Source organism: Amycolatopsis sp. FU40 (assembly GCF_021903635.1).
Classification (GTDB): Bacteria; Actinomycetota; Actinomycetes; order Mycobacteriales; family Pseudonocardiaceae; genus Amycolatopsis; species Amycolatopsis dendrobii.
In genome coordinates, this window is sequence record NZ_CP091381.1 from 6,707,515 (window position 1) to 6,724,775 (window position 17,261).

Consider the following 17,261-nt stretch of genomic DNA (forward strand, 5'->3'; position numbering starts at 1 on the left):
GCGACCTGTGAAAACGGCCTCGAAGGGCTCATTTCCGCCCCCATTACCTCACCCGAACGGGAGTGTATTTCGACGCAGTTAACACAACGCATTTTCTTGTCCCGCAACAGGAATCGCGACAGAAGTGGATCATGAAAGCGCGGGGCCGCCACCCGATGGCGGGAGAGGGCCGACAAGCCGTGACCGAACTTGTTCGTGCCCGATCCGGCGGATCCGCATTAGAGTCGGGCGCACCCCAGTTCACCGGCGAACGAGCACCACGGGAGTCACCCATGTTGAGCACGATGCAGGACGGACAGCTGTCGCTCGCGAAGCTGCTGCGCCACGGCACGAAGGTGCACGCGAAGAGCGAAGTCGTCACCTGGACCGGTTCAGAAGCCCGCCGGGAGACCTACGCGGAGCTCGGCAAGCACGCCGCCCGGCTCGCGAACGCGCTGCGCGGTCTCGGCGTCACCGGCGACCAGCGGGTCGGCACGTTCATGTGGAACAACGCCGAGCACCTCGCCGCCTACCTCGCGGTGCCCGCCATGGGCGCGGTGCTGCACACGCTGAACATCCGGCTGTTCCCGGAGCAGCTGGTCTTCGTGGCGAACCACGCGGAGGACCACGTCATCATCGTCGACGGGACGCTCGTGCCGCTGCTGGCGAGCAACCTGCCGGGGATGAAGACGGTCAAGCACGTCGTCGTGGCCAACGGCGACGCGTCCGCGCTGACCGCGCCCGAGGGCGTCACCGTGCACTCCTACGACGAGCTGCTGGCCGGCCAGTCCGACGAGTTCGACTGGCCGGAGATCGACGAGCGGGCCGCGGCCGCGATGTGTTACACCTCCGGCACCACGGGCGACCCGAAGGGCGTCGTCTACTCGCACCGGTCGATCTGGCTGCACTCGATGCAGGTCTGCATGACCGACAGCATGCGGCTCGCCCAGGAGGACCTGGCTCTGGCGATCGTGCCGATGTTCCACGCGATGTCGTGGGGCCTGCCGTACGCGGCGATGATGGTCGGGGCCTCGCTGCTGATGCCGGACCGGTTCCTGCAGCCCGCCCCGATCGCCGCGCTGCTGGCCGCGGAGAAGCCGACCTTCGCCGCCGCGGTGCCGACGATCTGGCAGGGCCTGCTCGCGCACCTGGACGCGAACCCGCAGGACATCAGCCACGTGCGCGAGGTGGTCGTCGGCGGGTCGGCCGCGCCGCCGTCGCTGATGCACGCCTTCGAGGAGCGCTACGACGTGCCGATCCTGCACGCGTGGGGCATGACCGAGACGTCGCCGCTGGGCAGCGTCGCACGTCCGCCCGCCAGCGCGACCGGCGAGGAGCGCTGGGCCTACCGCTACACCCAGGGCCGGTTCCCGGCGTCCGTAGCGGCCCGGCTGATCGGCGACAACGGCGAGGAACTGCCGTGGGACAACGAGGCGGTCGGCGAGCTGGAGGTCTCCGGTCCGTGGATCGCGGGTGCTTACCACGGCGGGTCCGATATCGACCCGGAGAAGTTCCACGACGGCTGGCTGCGCACCGGTGACGTCGGCAAGATCAGCCCGGACGGCTTCCTGACCCTGACCGACCGCGCCAAGGACGTGATCAAGTCCGGCGGCGAGTGGATCTCGTCGGTGGACCTGGAGAACGCGGTGATGGGCCATCCGGCGGTAGCCGAGGCGGCGGTCGTCGGCATCCCGGACGAGAAATGGGACGAACGCCCGCTGGTCGCCGTCGTGGTGAAGGAGGGCCAGCAGGTCACCGCCGAAGAACTGCGCGAGTACCTGTCGGACAAGGTCGCGAAGTGGCAGCTGCCGGAGAACTGGACGTTCGTGGAGGAGGTGCCCAAGACGAGTGTCGGCAAGTTCGACAAGAAGCGGCTGCGCGCGTCCTACTCCGAGGGAAAGCTCGACATCTCACACCTCTGAGCGGTAAATCTCCGGCGAGTTGTCGGCCTGGGAAGGGCTCCGTGCGGGAATCTGTTGGACGCAAGGAGTCCTTCCCAGCACGTCGGAGGAGAACTGGGGATGCAGCAGCGAAGCAGGAGGGCGTTCCTGTCGTTGGCGGGAACGGCGGCGGTGGGCGCGGTCGCGGCCGCGTGCGGGTCGAACACCGGGCGTCCTGGGGATCCGCCGCCGTCCACGGCGATGTCGGCGGGAGCCTCGACCCCGTCGCAGGCCCCGAAGGCCACGCTGCAGCAGTGGTACCACGCCTACGGCGAGGACGGCGTGCAGCAAGCCGTCAAGAACTACGCGGCCAGCTATCCGGGCGCGAAGGTCAACGTGGTGTGGAACCCCGGCGACTACGACTCGAAGATCGTCACCGCGCTGCAGAACAGCCCGGTGCCGGACGTGTTCGAGGCTCAGGTGAAGATCGACTGGGTCCGGCAGAACCAGGTGGTGCCGCTCGACGACATCATCGGGCCGGTCAAGAACGACTTCAGCCCCGCCGTGCTCGCCGCGCAGACCGTGGAGGGCAAGGTCTACGGCATTCCGCAGGCCACCGACACGCAGGTCCTCTTCTACCGCAAGAGCATGCTGCAGGCCGCGGGCGTGCAGCCGCCGCAGACCGTGGACGAGCTGATCGACGCCGCGAGCAAGCTGTCGAAGGACGGCGTGAAGGGGTTCTTCGCGGGCAATGACGGCGGCGTCGGCACGCTCACCGGGCCGCTGCTGTGGTCGGCCGGGCTGGACTACCTGAAGAACAACAATCGCGAGGTCGGCTTCGACGATCCGCGCGCGGCCGCCGCGTTCAGCAAGCTGCACACGTTGAACGCCAACGGTTCCCTGCTGCTCGGCGCGCCCGCCGACTGGTCGGACCCCGGCGCGTTCGTCGACGGGCTCTGCGCGATGCAGTGGACCGGGCTGTGGAACGTCCCGAAGATCCGCGACGCGCTCAACGACGACTTCGGCGTGCTGCCGTTCCCGAAGCTGGACGACAGCGGCAAGCCGTCGGTCCCGGTCGGCGCGTACGGTGCGATGGTCAATGCGAAGAGCGCGCACGTCAACGAGGCCAAGGCGTTCGTGAAGTGGCTGTGGATCGACCAGACCGACAGCCAGCTGGAGTTCGCCACCCGCTATGGCTTCCACGTGCCCGCCCGGCAAAGCCTGATCGACAAAGCGCAGACGCTGCAAAGCGGTCCGGCCGCGGACGTGGTGAAGTTCGTCAAGGAGAACAGCCACCTCATCGGCGGTCCAGTGTGGACGCAGACGTCGAACACCGCGCTGTCGGACGCGGTCGCGAAGATCGCCAAGGAGGGTGCGGATCCGGTGGCGCAGACGAAGGCCGCGGTGACCGTCGCGCAGGCCGAGCTGAAACGCCTGTTCGGATGAAGCTGTCCCGGAAAACCCGGGACACGCTGGCGTTCTGGGGGTTCGTGGGTCCATTCCTGCTCGGCCTGGCGATCTTCGCCTACGTGCCGATCGGGTGGAGCCTGTACCTGTCGTTCTTCGACGCGCGCAACACGGTCACCCCCAGCGTCTTCGTCGGACTGGACAACTACGCGCACATGCTCTCCGACGGCCCGTTCGTCGCGAGCCTCGGCACGTTCAGCGTGTTCGCCCTCTTTATCGTGCCGCTGACGTTCGTGCTGTCGCTGGCGTTGGCGGTCGGCGTGAACCAGTTGCGGTTCGCGAAGGCGTTCTTCCGCTCGGTGTTCTTCCTGCCGTTCGCGTGTTCGTACGTGGTGGCGTCGCTGATCTGGAAGACGTCGCTGTTTTCCGGCGTCCGCTACGGTCTCGCGAACACCGTGCTCGGCGTCTTCGGCATCGACCCGGTGGCGTGGACCGGCACCGTGCACCCGCCGCTGTACTGGGTCGTGCTGGTGACCGCCCGGCTGTGGCTGCAGCTCGGCTTCTACATGATCCTGTTCCTCGCCGCACTGCAACGGATTCCGCAGCATCTGTACGAAGCGGCGTGGCTCGACGGAGCGAAGCCCGGCTGGCAGGTGTTCCGGCACATCACCCTGCCGCAGCTGCGCGCGACGTCGGTGGCCGTGCTGCTGCTGAATCTGATCAACGCCTACCAGGCGTTCGACGAGTTCTACAACATCATGGGCGATTCCCGGGGTTACCCGCCGTTCGCGCGGCCGCCGCTGGTGTACCTCTACTACACCTCGCTCGGCTCCGGCGGCCAGGATCTCGGCCGCGGCAGCGCGGGCGCGATCATCCTGGCGCTGCTGATCGCCGTGGTCACCCTCCTCCAGGGCAAGCTCTTCCGGTTCGATCGGAGCGCGACATGATCCGCGCGGTGCTTCGCTGGACAGCGCTCGCGGTGTCCGCGATCCTCTTCCTGCTGCCGTTCTACCTGTTGCTGCGCAACGGTCTCGCCTCGCGCGCGGAGCTCACCGCGCCGGGCTGGACGCTGTGGCCGAAGCAGATCCACTGGGAGAATTTCACGAAGCTGTTCGACCAGCAGGACGTGCCGTTCGCGCGCAGCATCGTGAACTCGGTCGTCGTCGCGGTGCTGCAAACCGCGGGCCTGCTGGTGGTGTGCTCGCTCGCCGGCTACGGCCTGGCGCGGGTGCCCTACCGCTACTCGAAGCCGGTGTTCTACGCGGTGCTGGCGACGCTGATGATCCCGACCTCGGTGACGTTCGTGCCGAGTTTCGTGGTGGTGTCGACGCTCGGCTGGCTCTCGGATTTCCGCGGCCTGGTCATCCCCGGCCTGTTCAGCGCGTTCAGCGTTTTCCTGTTCCGGCAGTACTTCCTGGACTTCCCGAAGGAACTGGAGGACGCAGGCCGCGTCGACGGCCTGTCCCGCTGGGGCGTCTTCCGCAAGATCGTGGTGCCAAACTCTCGGGGCTTCTTCGCCGCGATCGCGGTGATCACCGTCATCGGCAGCTGGAACGCGTTCCTGTGGCCGCTGATCATCGCGCAGTCGCCGGACTCGTGGACGGTGCAGGTCGCCCTGTCCGGGCTGCTGACCGCGCAGAACCCGCAGCTGAACCTGCTGTTCCTGGCCGCGGTGCTGTCGATCGTGCCGATCGTGCTGCTCTTCGCGTTCCTCCAGCGATATCTGGTGCGCGGGGTCACCGAATCCGGGTTGAAAGGCTGAAAACCGTCACATCGACCGGCGACCGCGCGTAACGTTTCGCCGTTAGCCGCCGACGACTCACCGTCGCCACAGTCGCAGCAGGAGTGCAGCCATGACGGACCCGTACCAGCAGCAGCCCTATCCCGGCCAGGACCCGGCGCAGGGGCATCCTTCCGGGCCGGTGCCCTCGCCGGGGTATCCGTCCGGGCCCACGCCCGCGCCCGGATACGGTCAGCCGCCGGTGCCTTACGGGACGCCGATGTACGGGGCGCCGTATGGGGCTCCGTACCCGGGGGCCGCGCCGTTGAAGACGAGCGGGCTCGCGATCGCCGGGATGGTGGTCGGGATTGTCGCGTTGATCTTCTTCTGGGTGCCGTTCTTCGACGTGGTCGCGGCTATCACGGCGATCGGGTTGTCCTGGGCCGGGATGGTGCAGGGCGGGAAGCCTGGATGGACTGGGCAGGGGATGGGGATCGCCGGGTTGGTCTGCGGGATCCTGGCGGCTATCCCGGCGGTGATCTTCTTAGTGTGGTTCTTTGTGTCGTTGTCCGCTGTTGGGGCTACTTGCGCGTTTTACTGCTGAGGATCGGCGTCTGCTCGTCGCCTGGCGGCGACATTGCACCCGGTCGTGCGGCGGGCACCCCGAAGCTTGATGGTGATGACGGACGGCAGGTGCTTGTCAAGGCGGGAAAGATGCCTTGACAAGCACCTGCCGTCCGCATTTTGGCTTCGTATCGGGGTGCGGGGGCGGGCTGGGTGCCTCGATCGCTGGGAGCACCGGTGCGCTTCGCGGTGGTTGGGGCTCGCGCCCCAATGTGGCGTTGGGTGCATGCGACGCACCCAATGTGGCGTTCGGTGCGTCTGACGCACCCAACGTGGCATTGGGGCATGGCGGCGGGGCGTGAAGGGCCCATTGAGGGAATCTAAGTCCGTGAAGGAGCCCTTCACGGACCGCTTGCCGCCGTGATCTCGCCCTCCGTTCGGCGGTAGTGGCACCCGTCTCCGTGTGACAGAGTCTCCCGCATTGTCACGGCAAATGTGAGAGACCTTCGCGTTCTGCTTCGGCGTAGTTCACCGGCCCGTCATGGGGGTCCGGGAGCGTGCGAGGGGCCGGCGAGACGGGGAGCGAAAAACATGGCGGAACTGACCAGGCGGGCGTTCACCACCGCGGGTGCGGCTGGGGTGGGGTTGCTGCTGTGCACTCCCACGGCCAATGCGCTGGACCGTGCGTTGAGGCGGACCACGCAGCGGGCCGTGCGGACTGCTGGGACCACGCTTGACCAGGCCGCTTCCGGGGCGGCCACGGGGTACTCGCGGCTTTCCGCCGGGCCGGGCTGGCCGGTCGCTGTCCGGGCGGATCTGGTTGAGGGCAAGACTGGCCGGGACGACCGGCGGACTGCGCTCGGGGCGTTCGTGCAGTTCACTGACCTGCACATCACCGACACCGAATCGCCTGCTCGGTTCGAGTATCTGCATCCGTTCATCGGGTCCGCGCATCGGCCGCAGGAAACGCTGGGCACGGTGGCGACCAGTGCGCTCGTCAAGCGGGTCAACAGTTTGCGCGCGGGACCGTTCACCGGGCGGCAGTTCGACTTCGTCATGACCACCGGCGACAACACCGACAACCACGAGCTGCTCGAACTCGACTGGTTCCTCACCACGCTCAACGGCGGCGCGATCACGCCCAACTCCGGCGACCCGAACCGCTACGAGGGTGTGCAGGCGTCGGGCAATCCGGAGTTCTGGAATCCGGGCACGCGGCTCGCCGACGACTACACCAAGAAGGGCTTTCCGCAGATCCCCGGGCTGCTCGAAGCCGGGATCGCGTCGTTCACCGCGCCGGGATTGAACCTGCCCTGGTACTGCACGTTCGGCAATCACGACGACAGCGTCGTCGGCACGCTGCCGGAGGGTATCCCGGGCATCGAGGGCTGGTACACCGGCAAATACAAGGTCATCGGCAAGGACGAGAGCAGCGCGCGCAAGCTCGGCACCGCCATTCAGCAAGGCAAGAGCGTGCCGCTCGCCGAGTTGTTCGGCGGCGGCACCATTCGCGAGGTCACGCCGGATCCGCGGCGGCGTCCGTTCAGTACCTCGGAGTTCGTCAAAGCGCATCTGGCCGCGAAGAACACCGGGCCGGGGCCAGTCGGGCACGGCTTTACCGACGCCAACTCCGACGGGCGCGACGTCTACTACACCTTCCGGATCGCGCCCGGCGTCACTGGGATCAGCCTCGACACCACCACGCAGGGCGGGTTCGCGGACGGTTCGATCGGGCTCGCGCAGTTCAACTGGGTCGAGGCGACGCTCAAGCGCAACAGCTCGACGTATTACGACTTCTTCGGCCGCAAGGTCACCCACTCCGTGACCGACGAGCTGTTCGTCGTCTTCAGCCACCACACCAGCGGCACCATGGGCAACCTCCTGCCCGACGCGCGCCATCTGCTCGACCCGCGGCTGGGCGGCGACACGTTCGTCGCGATGTTGCAGCGCTTCCCGAACGTCGTGGCGTGGGTCAACGGGCACACCCACCTCAACAAGATCACCCCGCACGTCGGCAAAACCCCGACGCAGAGCTTCTGGGAGATCAACACTGCCAGCCACATCGACTTCCCGCAGCACGCGCGGATCATCGAACTGGCCGACAACCACGACGGCACGCTGTCGGTGTTCACCACGCTCATCGAGGCCGACGCCCCGTACGCCGTCGACTACTCCGCCCGGACCCCCGACGCGCTCGCCTCGATGTACCGCGAGTTCTCCTACAACGACATCCACGCGAACCTCAGCCACGTCGGCGAAGCGGGTGACCGCAACACCGAACTGCTGCTGACCAACCCGCTCAGCTGATTACCCGCGAGGTAATCGACGCCACGCGCCGGCTGCGGTTGACTGCTCGGCATGACCGACGTCGAAGGCACGCAGCTGTTCCACAAGACGATGCCGTTCAGCGAGCGGCTCGGCATCGAGGTGCTGGAGCACGGCCCGGACCTGGTCCGCAGCCGGCTCGCGTGGGACGAATCGCTGTGCACGCTCGGCGGCGTGCTGCACGGCGGGGCGCTGATGGCGCTGGCCGATTCGACCGGCGCCGTCTGCGCGTTCCTCAATCTTCCCGAGGGCGCGCAGGGCACGACGACGCTGGAGTCCAAGACGAACTTCCTGCGCGGCGTCCGTTCGGGGTATGCCACGGCGTCGGCCAAACCATTGCACGCCGGGCGCCGCGTGGTGGTGGTCGAGACCGAAATCCGCGACGACGACGGCAAGCTCGCGGCGAAAATCACCCAGACGCAAGCAGTGTTGTAGCGGCGGCTCTTTACTTACCCGCCCCGGAAGGCGAAAATCTTTGGCTACCACTGGGGTCTGGGGACGGAGCCGGAATGCGGGTTCGCGGGTTGGTCACGTTACTGTCCATCGTCATGCTCACGGCTGGTGCGGCACAGGCCGCCGCGGAACCGCAGCACGCGCGCAACGACGAGGCCATCGACTATCACGAGTGGTCGTCCGGCTCGTTCTTCGCGGGCAGGCTCGACGGGCTCGGCTTCGGCTACGGCGGCCTGCGGATCACGCATCCGATCGGCAGCGTCGCGCACACCGAACCGGGGCTCGGCACCACACGCACCTACGACTACGGCACCTGGACGTCGCCGAAGTACCGGCAGGGCTTCGACGCGACCCAGCTGATCGCGTCGTGGAACGCACGCACCCCGGCCAAGACCTGGCTTGAAGTGCAGGCGCGCGGCCGGACCTCGGCTGGGGCCGAGACCACGTGGTACACGATGGGCCGCTGGGCCAGCGGGGACGCGGATATCCACCGCACCAGCGTCGACGGGCAGAGCGACGACAACGCCTCGGTCGACGTCGACACGCTCGCCACGAAGGCAGGCGTCACGCTGCGCTCGTACCAGCTGCGCGTGACGCTCTACCGCGAGCAGGGTTCGCCGACCACGCCGACGCTGTCCTCTCTCGGCGCGATGACCTCGAACGTTCCGGACCGGTTCGACGTACAGACCACCAAGCCCGGCCGGGCGCGCGGGATCGAGCTGAAGGTGCCGCCGTTCGCCCAGAACATCCACAAAGGACAGTTTCCGCAGTACGGCGGCGGCGGAGAGGCTTGGTGCAGCCCGACCTCGACCGAGATGGTCGCCGAATACTGGGGACGCAAGCCGACCGCGGAGCAGATGGACTGGATCCCGGCGGACTACCAGGACCGGTCGGTCGTCTACGCCGCGCGCGGCACCTACGACTACGCGTACGACGGCACGGGCAACTGGCCGTTCAACACCGCGTACGCCGCTTCGCTTGGCTTGCGCGGGCACATCACGCGACTGCACGACCTCAACGAACTCGAGGGCTACATCGCACGCGGCATCCCGGTGATCACCTCGCAGTCGTTCCTGGCCAGCGAACTCGACGGCGCGGGCTACGGCACGGCCGGCCACCTGATGGTCGTCGTCGGCTTCACCCAGGCGGGCGACGTGATCGCGAACGACCCGGCGTCCAGCTCCGACGGTCGCGTGCGCACGGTGTACAAGCGGGACCAGTTCGAGAAGATCTGGCAGCGCACGAAGCGGCACACGGAGAGCGGCGCGGTGGCTGGCGGACCGGGCGGTGTGGTTTACCTGATCACGCCGTAAACGCGCTGGTTCGCCTCGCGGTTTCGCGGCTACAGTCCAGCCCGTGACTGAGCCTCTGGATTCACTGTCGGACCCTCGCGAGCTGCTGCTCGCTTACCTCGACTACTACCGGGACACGCTGCTGCGCAAGCTGGACGGCCTGTCCGAGACCGAGCTGCGCATCAGCAGGCTTCCGTCGGGCTGGACTCCGCTGGAGTTGCTCAAGCACCTCGCGTTCGTGGAGCGACGGTGGCTGCGCTGGGGATTCATGGGCGAGCACGTGGATCCAGTGTGGGGCGAGAACGACCCCGAGACCGGGAAGTGGTCGGTCGGGGCGGACGAATCGGCCGAGTCGGTCCGGACCCTCTTCCGGGAGGAATGCGCGGCCTCTCGCGCGATCGTGTCCGGTGCGCGGCTTGCGGACATCGCCCGCGGTGGCGGCCGCTTCGGGCCGGGGCAGCCGCCTGCGTTGAGCTGGATCCTCTTTCACGTGCTGCAGGAGTACGCGCGGCATGTCGGGCAGCTCGACGTGGTGCGCGAACTGGCCGACGGGGCGACCGGCGAGTAGCGACCGATCCGGGCTATGGCGACATGCGCATGATCCGTGATTAGCTGCCCGCGAGATGCCGTCGCGGTGAAAGGTTGTGCGCATGCCGTACGAGGTCCAGGGAGTCGTGTCGCGGGCCAAGGGTGAGCCGGTCACGCTCGAGACGGTGGTGGTGCCCGATCCCGGACCGGGCGAGGCGGTCGTCTCGGTGCAGGCCTGCGGGGTCTGCCACACCGACCTGCACTATCGCGAGGGCGGGATCAACGACGAGTTCCCGTTCCTGCTCGGCCACGAGGCCGCGGGACGGGTCGACAAGGTCGGCGCGGGCGTCACCGATCTCGCGCCCGGCGACTACGTGATCCTCAACTGGCGCGCGGTCTGCGGCACCTGCCGGGCCTGCAAGCGCGGCAAGCCCTGGTACTGCTTCTCGACTTTCAACGCCGAGCAGCCGATGACGCTCACCGACGGCACGAAGCTGTCGCCCGCGCTGGGCGTCGGAGCGTTCCTCGGCAAGACGCTCGTCCACAGTGGACAGTGCACCAAGGTCGACGAGCGGGCCGAACCCGCCGTCGCCGGGTTGCTGGGCTGCGGGGTGATGGCGGGCCTGGGCGCGGCCATCAACACCGGCTCGGTCGGGCGCGGCGATTCAGTCGCGGTGATCGGCTGCGGCGGGGTCGGCGACGCGGCCATCGCGGGCGCGCGGCTGGCCGGGGCGACCACGATCGTCGCGATCGACACCGACGACCGGAAGCTCCAGTGGGCCAAGGACTTCGGGGCCACGCACACGGTCAACAGCCGCGGCCTGAGCGAGGAGGACGTGGTCGCCGCGATGCAGGACGCGACGAACTCGTTCGGCCCGGACGTCGTGATCGACGCGGTCGGCCGTCCGGAAACCTGGCGGCAGGCGTTCTACGGCCGCGACCTCGCGGGCACCGTCGTGCTCGTCGGCGTGCCGACGCCGGACATGAAGCTGAACGACCTGCCGCTGATCGACTTCTTCTCGCGCGGCGGTTCGCTGAAGTCGTCGTGGTACGGCGACTGCCTGCCGTCGCGGGACTTCCCGATGCTGGTCGACCTGTACCTGCAAGGCAGGCTGCCGCTGGACAAGTTCGTCACGGAGCGGATCGGCGTCGACGGCGTGGAGCAGGCTTTCGAGCGGATGCACCACGGCGACGTACTGCGCAGCGTGGTGGAGTTCTGATCCTTTTCGCCGACGCGGACTATCCGGCCGACCCGTACCCGGGCACGCGGCCGGACTGTTCGTACGTACACCTCGACGGCGCGGGACACGCCTTGGACACCGCGCCGCCGGGGTGGCGTTCGCGCACGCCGGTGCTCGCGTACGGGTCGAACGCCTGTCCGTCGAAGATCACCTGGCTGCGCACCCAGCTCGGCCTGACCGGGCCGGTCGTCGCGGCGCGCGTTCAGTGCACCGGGCTCGCCGCGGTGTGGGCCGCCGGGCTGCGGCAACGCGACGGCCAGCGCCCGGCGACGCTCACCGCGCTGCCGGGCGTGACGGAGGACCATTTCGTCTGGTTCGCGACGCCGGAACAGCTGGCGGTGCTGGACGTCTGCGAGGGCCGCGGTAACCGGTACGACTTGGCGATGCTGGACAACGCCGACATCCGGCTGGACGGCGTGCTGCTTTCCGGAGTGCACGCTTACGTCGGTGCCGCGCCGGTCCGTTTTCCTTTGCTGGTCAACGGGTCCCCGGTCCGCGTCGCCGAAGTCGCCCAGGCGGACGCGGCGTTGCTCACTGGCGAACCGGCGGCCGGACACGGCCTCGCCTGCACCGTCCTGCCGCCGGAGCGCACCTTCAGCTGATCCGCGGGTCCGGAATCGCGCGCACGGTCAGGAAGCCCAGCGGCTCCTGCGCCAGCCGGGCATGGCGTTTCGGATCAACCGCGGCTGAGGCCTCGGGCGGTCGTCCCTCGCGCAGCTGCTCGATCAGGAATCCGGCCTCGCGCAGTTCCTCGCAGGTGCGTTCCAGCGGAGCCAGCCAGTACCGCACCTTCCAGCCGCGGCTCCAGACCTCCTCGATCACCCGGACCTCGAAGTAGTTGCCGCCGTGCCGGAGCCAGTCACCGGTCGGATGCTGCCTCGACAGCACCAGCGCACCACCTGGCCGCAGCACCCGGCGGAACTCGCGCAGCGCGCCGACCCGGTCGTCCACGTACTCCAGCGCGAGGGCGAACAGCACCTGGTCCACCGACTCGTCCGGCAGCCAGGTCAACGGTTCTGCCAGGTCCTGGACGCGGAACTCGCCCGCCGGCACCCGCTCCCGGCTCAGCTCGACCATGCGCGGGCTGAGGTCGAAGCCGGTCACCCGTGCGCCGCGAGCGGTCAGTTCTTCGGCGTAGAGGCCAGGACCGCACGCGGCGTCGAGGACGTGCTGACCGGCGACGTCGCCCAGCAGTTCCAGGCAGGCCGGGCGGTCGTAGTGCGCGTTGTAGAACCCGTTCTGCGCGTGGTCGAGGAATTCGTCGGCGAACACTTCGTACTGCGGAAAGGAACCCACTGCATCGCTCACCCGCGCCAGTCTGCCCGCGCGGACGCGTTCAGCCGAGCAGTTTTCCGGGGTTCAGGATCCCGGTCGGGTCCACCGCGGACTTGGCCGCGCGCAGCACGTCCAGCCCGATCCGGCCGATCTCCGCCTCCAGGTACGGCGCGTGGTCGACCCCGACCGCGTGGTGGTGGCTGATCGTCCCGATGCCGGTGATCGCCTCGCACGCCGCCGCCTTCGCGCGCTGCCACTGTCCGACTGGATCGGTGTCGTCGCGCGAGGTCAGCACGGTGAAGTACAGCGACGCACCGGTTTCGTAAGCGTGCGAAACGTGGCACATCACGATCGCCCGGCCCAGCGAGGCCACCAAAGCCGCGCGCACCGCGTCGTGCAGTTCGTCCAAATTGGACCAATAGGCCGCGGTTTCCAGGGTTTCCACGCACACGCCGAGGTCCAGCAACGCGTCGCGCTGCCGCGGTCCGTTGAACCGGCCGTGCCGCCAGGATTCGCCGAGCACCTTGCCGATCCGCACGGCACCGGAGCACTTCAGCATCGCCGACGTCCGCCGCCGGCGCCGGGCGACGTCGCCTTCCCAGCCGACGATCAGCAGGCACGGATTCTTGATTCCGCGCGCCTTGAGATAGGTCTTCAACGCGGCAGTCTTCAGCCCGGCGTTGAGCGAGAACGACACGTTCGTTTCGTCCACATCGGACAGCCGGGTGACGTCCGCCAGCGCGTGGTCCTGAGCGAGCTTGCGCACCGCCGCCGCCCCGGCCTCCCAGCCGTCGACGATCCAGCCCTCGTAATGCCGCTGCTCCGGCAACGGGCGGACCCGCAGCGCGACCTCGGTGATCACGCCGAGCGTGCCCTCGCTGCCGACCGCGAGCTGCCGCAGGTCCGGTCCGGCCGCGGACGCCGGCGCGACGCCGAGCCGCCACTCGCCCTTCGGCGTGGCCAGCCGGACCCCGGCGACCATGTCCTCGAACCGGCCGTAACCGGACGACGCCTGCCCGGCCGATCGCGTGGCCGCGAACCCGCCGATGGTCGCGCGCTCGAACGACTGCGGCACGTGGCCGAGCGTGTATCCGTGCGCCGCGAGCAGCCGCTCCGCTTCCGGACCGCGCACTCCGGCCTGCAACACCGCGATCCGCGACACCGGGTCTACCGACACCAGCTCGTCGAGCCGCATCAGGTCCAGCACGACCACCGCTGTCTTGTCGCCGCGCAGCGCCGCGACCCCGCCGACCACCGACGTGCCGCCGCCGAACGGGACCACGCCGATGTCGTGCTTCACGCACAGGTCCAGCACGGCCTGCACCTGGTCCGGGTCCGCGGGCAGCAGCACCGCGTCCGGCACCGGCACCTCGTCGCCCGCCCGCGTGTGCAGCAGGTCCAGATAGGACAGACCACCGGTGCGGCCGAGCCGTTCCCGGGGGTCGACCAGCACGTGGTCCGCGCCGAGAAGGTCCTCGAATTCGGTACGGACGGGCACAGTCAGCGCGGACTCCGCGACCGGTGCCGGAGCGCCGGTTTTCCCGCCTCGATCAGGGCCGACCTGGCCGATACGCTGGCCGAGCCACCGGACCGCGCGGTCGGGCAGACCGGCCGAGGCCCCGCCCTGTTCGGTCCACGAACACCGGATGCGGTGGTTGATGAGATCGCTCACGACTACAGTGTGACACATGGACGTCAAACGTCACTCCCGACCGGGAGCGGCCCCCTCCGCGCTCGCGGACGCCCGCAGCCGCCCGACCTCGGCTCGTGTCGCCGACGACGAGCTCCTCGACGCCGCGCGCCAGTGCGTGCTCGCGGTCGGCGTCCGGCGCACCACACTCGCCGAAATCGCCCGAACCGCGCAGGTCAGCCGCATGACGGTATACCGGCGGTTCCCCGATGTCCGCAGTGTGCTCGCCGCGCTGATGACGCGCGAGTTCAGCGGTCTGCTGCAACGGGTGACCGAGACCGGCGACCAGGCGGCGCACGCGCGCGACCGCATCGTGCACCTGGCGGCGGCCAGCGTCGGCGCGCTGTCGGCCGACCCGTTGTTCCGGACGCTGCTGGATGTCGACGCCGAACTGGTGCTGCCGTACATCGTCGAACGACTCGGTGCGACCCAGCACTTCGCCGAGCACGTGCTCCGAAGCCTGCTCGAAGAAGGGCACCGGGACGGCTCGGTGCGCAGCGCCGAGGTCGCCGCGCAGGCCCGGTCGGTGCTGCTGGTCGTGCAGTCGTTCGCGTTCTCGCTGCGTCCGGCCACCGCCGACGTCGACGAGGCCGCACTGCTCGCCGAATTCCGGCACCTGCTCGAAGCGGGGTTGAAACCATGAGCACCGGATCACTCAACGCGCGCCGCCGCGAACGCGAACTGTCCCGGCTGGTCGACGGCGAACGCGTCGACCTTCTGGTAGTCGGCGGCGGCGTCACCGGCGCGGGCATCGCACTCGACGCGGCCGCACGGGGGCTCTCCGTCGCACTGGTGGAGGCGCACGACCTCGCGTTCGGCACGTCGCGCTGGTCCAGCAAGCTCGTGCACGGCGGATTGCGGTATCTCGCGAAGGGCGAACTCGGGCTTGCCCACGAGAGCGCTGTGGAGCGCGGGATCCTCATGACACGCACCGCGCCGCACCTCACGCGCGCGATGCCGCAGCTTTTCCCGCTCTATCCCGGTACTTCCGCCGCGCAGCAGGCGCTGATCGCCACCGGCCTCCGAGCTGGCGACGGGTTGCGGCGAGCCGCGCGTACGCCGTCCTCGGTGCTGCCTGGGCCGCGCCGGATTCCGGCCGCCGAGGCGTTGGCCCTGTCCCCCGGACTCGCTCCTGGCGGGCTTCGCGGGGCCCTGCTGGCGTACGACGGTGCTTTGGTTGACGACGCGCGTCTTGTGGTCAGCATTGCCCGTACGGCGGCTTTGCTCGGCGCTCGAATCCTCACGCGTTTGTCGGCGATTTCCTTGTCCGGCAACGAAGCCCAGGTCAGTGATGGCGTCTCGTCGTACACACTGCGTGCGCGACAGGTCATCAACGCGACCGGCGTCTGGGCAGACACGCTGACTGATTCTGTGCAGCTGCGCCCTTCCCGCGGATCTCATCTGGTTCTCGCACCGGACACCGTGCGAGTCGGAGCCACGTCGGTCAACATCCCGGTTCCCGGCGAGACCAACCGGTTCGTGTTCCTGCTGCCACAGCTCGACGGTCGCGTCTACTTAGGACTCACCGATGAACCGGTGCCCGGCGGAGTCCCCGATGTCCCTGCCGTTCCTGAGTCCGATGTGGACTTCCTGCTGTCGACCGCGTCTTCGGTCCTGAGTCGTCCGCTGACCGCCGCTGACGTGATCGGTTCCTACGCCGGATTGCGGCCGCTCGTCTCCGGTTCCGCCGGACGCAGTGCGGATCTCTCGCGGAAACACGCGGTAGTCACCGGTTCCGACGGCGTGCTCACCGTAGTCGGCGGAAAGCTGACGACGTATCGGCGCATGGCCGAAGACGCCGTCGATGCCGCGCTGACACACGCCGGATTGCCCGCTGGCCCGTCGCGAACATCGAAGCTGCCGCTGCTCGGCGCCGCACCACGCTCGCGGCTGTCGCTTGTGGACGCTCCAGCACGGTTGGTGGCCAAGTACGGCACCGAAGCACCCCGCGTGGCGGCACTCGGCGAATTGGAGCCGGAGTTCGCTGCCCCGTTGTGCGCGTCGACGGAAATCACCGCGGCCGAGGTGGTGTGGGCCGTCCGCCACGAGGGCGCGACGACTGTCGAGGACGTCCTCGAACGCCGCACCCGGCTGGCCCTCGTCCCCGCCGACGCCGAAGCCGCCCGCGAACGGGTGGCCGAACTGGTGGAGAAAACGCTGGCCGGACTGTCCTGACCGTTGCCCAGCCCGCACCGCCCCAATGTGGCGTTGGGTGCGTCAGACGCACCGAACGCCACATTGGGTGCATCGCATGCACCCAATGCCACATTGGGGACGGTGCCACGGACGAGTGGTTGTCGCGGTATTCACGCACGAGGGGGCCACTCGCGCACGTTTTACTCGCACACTTCTCAATGACCGCGCAACCTGGACAGATGCGCAAAGGAAACTGGGAGCGACACCCGGTGCTGCACGAAGCCGCCGGGAAGGTAGTCCGAACCGCCGAGCTTGAAGAGCTGGGCATGTCCAGGAGCAGCATTTATCGTCGCTGCCTTCCCGGCGGCCCCTGGCGACGGATCTTGCCTGGTGTCGTGCTGCTGCTCCCGTGCGAGCCGGATTCAGCACAGCAGATGGAAGCAGCGTTGTTGCGAGGCGGCCCTGACGCGATGGTGACTGGCCTATGGGCGGCGCGACTACACGGGCTCTGCCAAGTCCCTGAACCCGGCCAGATCCATCTGCTGGTTCCCGACAGACGGGAAGTAAGCAGCGTGGGCTTCATGCTCGTGGAACGCACAACTCGACTTCCCCAACCTGTCGCCAGGAACGGGATTCCGGTAGCACCCGCCTACCGCGCGGTGCTGGACGCAGTTAGGCGAATCCGCGATTTCGATGCTGTACGAGCGCTATTGGCCGAGTCTGTGCAACGACGACGTTGCACCTTGGAACAGCTGGGTCGCGAACTAAGCC

At 68.4% G+C, this 17,261-nt stretch carries 15 protein-coding genes; 13 read left to right on the plus strand and 2 right to left on the minus strand.

Going from position 1 to position 17,261, the window contains the following annotated elements:
- The first annotated feature begins 272 nt into the window (after positions 1–272).
- The 11 genes from L3Q65_RS31430 to L3Q65_RS31480 all read left to right on the plus strand — a co-directional run bounded on the left by L3Q65_RS31430 (position 273) and on the right by L3Q65_RS31480 (position 11,991).
- Positions 273–1,901, plus strand: coding sequence for a long-chain fatty acid--CoA ligase (locus L3Q65_RS31430; protein ID WP_237597367.1), 1,629 nt, complete (start codon positions 273–275; stop codon positions 1,899–1,901).
- Between the two features lie 99 nt (positions 1,902–2,000).
- On the plus strand, positions 2,001–3,305 hold the full coding sequence (locus L3Q65_RS31435; RefSeq protein WP_182889580.1) for an ABC transporter substrate-binding protein: 1,305 nt from the start codon (positions 2,001–2,003) through the stop codon (positions 3,303–3,305).
- A complete protein-coding gene (locus L3Q65_RS31440) occupies positions 3,302–4,213 on the plus strand; it encodes a carbohydrate ABC transporter permease (RefSeq protein ID WP_037810979.1) in 912 nt (303 codons plus the stop codon). The genes L3Q65_RS31435 and L3Q65_RS31440 overlap by 4 nt, the downstream gene beginning before the upstream one ends.
- Positions 4,210–5,028 carry a carbohydrate ABC transporter permease gene (locus L3Q65_RS31445; RefSeq protein ID WP_182889579.1) on the plus strand — a complete coding sequence of 273 codons (819 nt, stop codon included), beginning with the start codon at positions 4,210–4,212 and terminating at the stop codon, positions 5,026–5,028. The genes L3Q65_RS31440 and L3Q65_RS31445 overlap by 4 nt, the downstream gene beginning before the upstream one ends.
- 91 nt (positions 5,029–5,119) lie before the next feature.
- The gene (locus L3Q65_RS31450) at positions 5,120–5,590 is read left to right on the plus strand and encodes a DUF4190 domain-containing protein (RefSeq protein ID WP_182889578.1); all 471 of its coding nucleotides are present in this window, start codon (positions 5,120–5,122) and stop codon (positions 5,588–5,590) included.
- 551 nt (positions 5,591–6,141) lie between these two features.
- Positions 6,142–7,857, plus strand: coding sequence for a TIGR03767 family metallophosphoesterase (locus L3Q65_RS31455; protein WP_237597368.1), 1,716 nt, complete (start codon positions 6,142–6,144; stop codon positions 7,855–7,857).
- Between the two features lie 51 nt (positions 7,858–7,908).
- Complete coding sequence (locus L3Q65_RS31460) at positions 7,909–8,310, plus strand: PaaI family thioesterase (RefSeq protein ID WP_182889576.1); 402 nt, start codon at positions 7,909–7,911, stop codon at positions 8,308–8,310.
- A 74-nt stretch (positions 8,311–8,384) separates the two neighbouring features.
- A complete protein-coding gene (locus L3Q65_RS31465) occupies positions 8,385–9,641 on the plus strand; it encodes a peptidase C39 family protein (protein ID WP_182889575.1) in 1,257 nt (418 codons plus the stop codon).
- 43 nt (positions 9,642–9,684) lie between these two features.
- Positions 9,685–10,188 (plus strand): DinB family protein, encoded by a 504-nt coding sequence (locus tag L3Q65_RS31470; protein WP_237597369.1) that lies wholly within the window; start codon positions 9,685–9,687, stop codon positions 10,186–10,188.
- An 82-nt stretch (positions 10,189–10,270) separates the two neighbouring features.
- On the plus strand, positions 10,271–11,368 hold the full coding sequence (locus L3Q65_RS31475; RefSeq protein WP_182889574.1) for an S-(hydroxymethyl)mycothiol dehydrogenase: 1,098 nt from the start codon (positions 10,271–10,273) through the stop codon (positions 11,366–11,368).
- A 92-nt stretch (positions 11,369–11,460) separates the two neighbouring features.
- Entirely contained in the window at positions 11,461–11,991 is a 531-nt protein-coding gene (locus L3Q65_RS31480; RefSeq protein ID WP_182889573.1) for a gamma-glutamylcyclotransferase, read from the plus strand.
- On the opposite strand, the gene L3Q65_RS31485 is transcribed toward L3Q65_RS31480, so the two are convergent.
- Together L3Q65_RS31485 and L3Q65_RS31490 are read right to left on the minus strand one after the other, a co-directional pair.
- Positions 11,984–12,697 carry a class I SAM-dependent methyltransferase gene (locus tag L3Q65_RS31485; protein ID WP_237597370.1) on the minus strand — a complete coding sequence of 238 codons (714 nt, stop codon included), beginning with the start codon at positions 12,695–12,697 and terminating at the stop codon, positions 11,984–11,986. The two genes, L3Q65_RS31480 and L3Q65_RS31485, sit on opposite strands and share 8 nt — an antisense overlap.
- A gap of 28 nt (positions 12,698–12,725) precedes the next feature.
- The gene (locus tag L3Q65_RS31490; protein WP_237597371.1) at positions 12,726–14,336 is read right to left on the minus strand and encodes an FAD-binding oxidoreductase; all 1,611 of its coding nucleotides are present in this window, start codon (positions 14,334–14,336) and stop codon (positions 12,726–12,728) included.
- Between the two features lie 16 nt (positions 14,337–14,352).
- Here L3Q65_RS31490 and L3Q65_RS31495 point away from each other — a divergent pair, with 16 nt between their 5' ends.
- Together L3Q65_RS31495 and L3Q65_RS31500 are read left to right on the plus strand one after the other, a co-directional pair.
- On the plus strand, positions 14,353–14,997 hold the full coding sequence (locus tag L3Q65_RS31495) for a TetR/AcrR family transcriptional regulator (protein ID WP_182889570.1): 645 nt from the start codon (positions 14,353–14,355) through the stop codon (positions 14,995–14,997).
- Positions 14,994–16,529, plus strand: coding sequence for a glycerol-3-phosphate dehydrogenase/oxidase (locus L3Q65_RS31500; protein ID WP_182889569.1), 1,536 nt, complete (start codon positions 14,994–14,996; stop codon positions 16,527–16,529). The genes L3Q65_RS31495 and L3Q65_RS31500 overlap by 4 nt, the downstream gene beginning before the upstream one ends.
- Positions 16,530–17,261 lie beyond the last annotated feature (732 nt).

Coding starts and splice junctions, on each gene's coding strand:
- L3Q65_RS31430 (WP_237597367.1), top strand. CDS start 273: ATGTTGAGCACGATGCAGGACGGACAGCTGTCGCTCGCGAAGCTGCTG.
- L3Q65_RS31445 (WP_182889579.1), top strand. CDS start 4,210: ATGATCCGCGCGGTGCTTCGCTGGACAGCGCTCGCGGTGTCCGCGATC.
- L3Q65_RS31455 (WP_237597368.1), top strand. CDS start 6,142: ATGGCGGAACTGACCAGGCGGGCGTTCACCACCGCGGGTGCGGCTGGG.
- L3Q65_RS31465 (WP_182889575.1), top strand. CDS start 8,385: ATGCGGGTTCGCGGGTTGGTCACGTTACTGTCCATCGTCATGCTCACG.
- L3Q65_RS31450 (WP_182889578.1), top strand. CDS start 5,120: ATGACGGACCCGTACCAGCAGCAGCCCTATCCCGGCCAGGACCCGGCG.
- L3Q65_RS31440 (WP_037810979.1), top strand. CDS start 3,302: ATGAAGCTGTCCCGGAAAACCCGGGACACGCTGGCGTTCTGGGGGTTC.
- L3Q65_RS31460 (WP_182889576.1), top strand. CDS start 7,909: ATGACCGACGTCGAAGGCACGCAGCTGTTCCACAAGACGATGCCGTTC.
- L3Q65_RS31435 (WP_182889580.1), top strand. CDS start 2,001: ATGCAGCAGCGAAGCAGGAGGGCGTTCCTGTCGTTGGCGGGAACGGCG.
- L3Q65_RS31500 (WP_182889569.1), top strand. CDS start 14,994: ATGAGCACCGGATCACTCAACGCGCGCCGCCGCGAACGCGAACTGTCC.
- L3Q65_RS31475 (WP_182889574.1), top strand. CDS start 10,271: ATGCCGTACGAGGTCCAGGGAGTCGTGTCGCGGGCCAAGGGTGAGCCG.
- L3Q65_RS31495 (WP_182889570.1), top strand. CDS start 14,353: ATGGACGTCAAACGTCACTCCCGACCGGGAGCGGCCCCCTCCGCGCTC.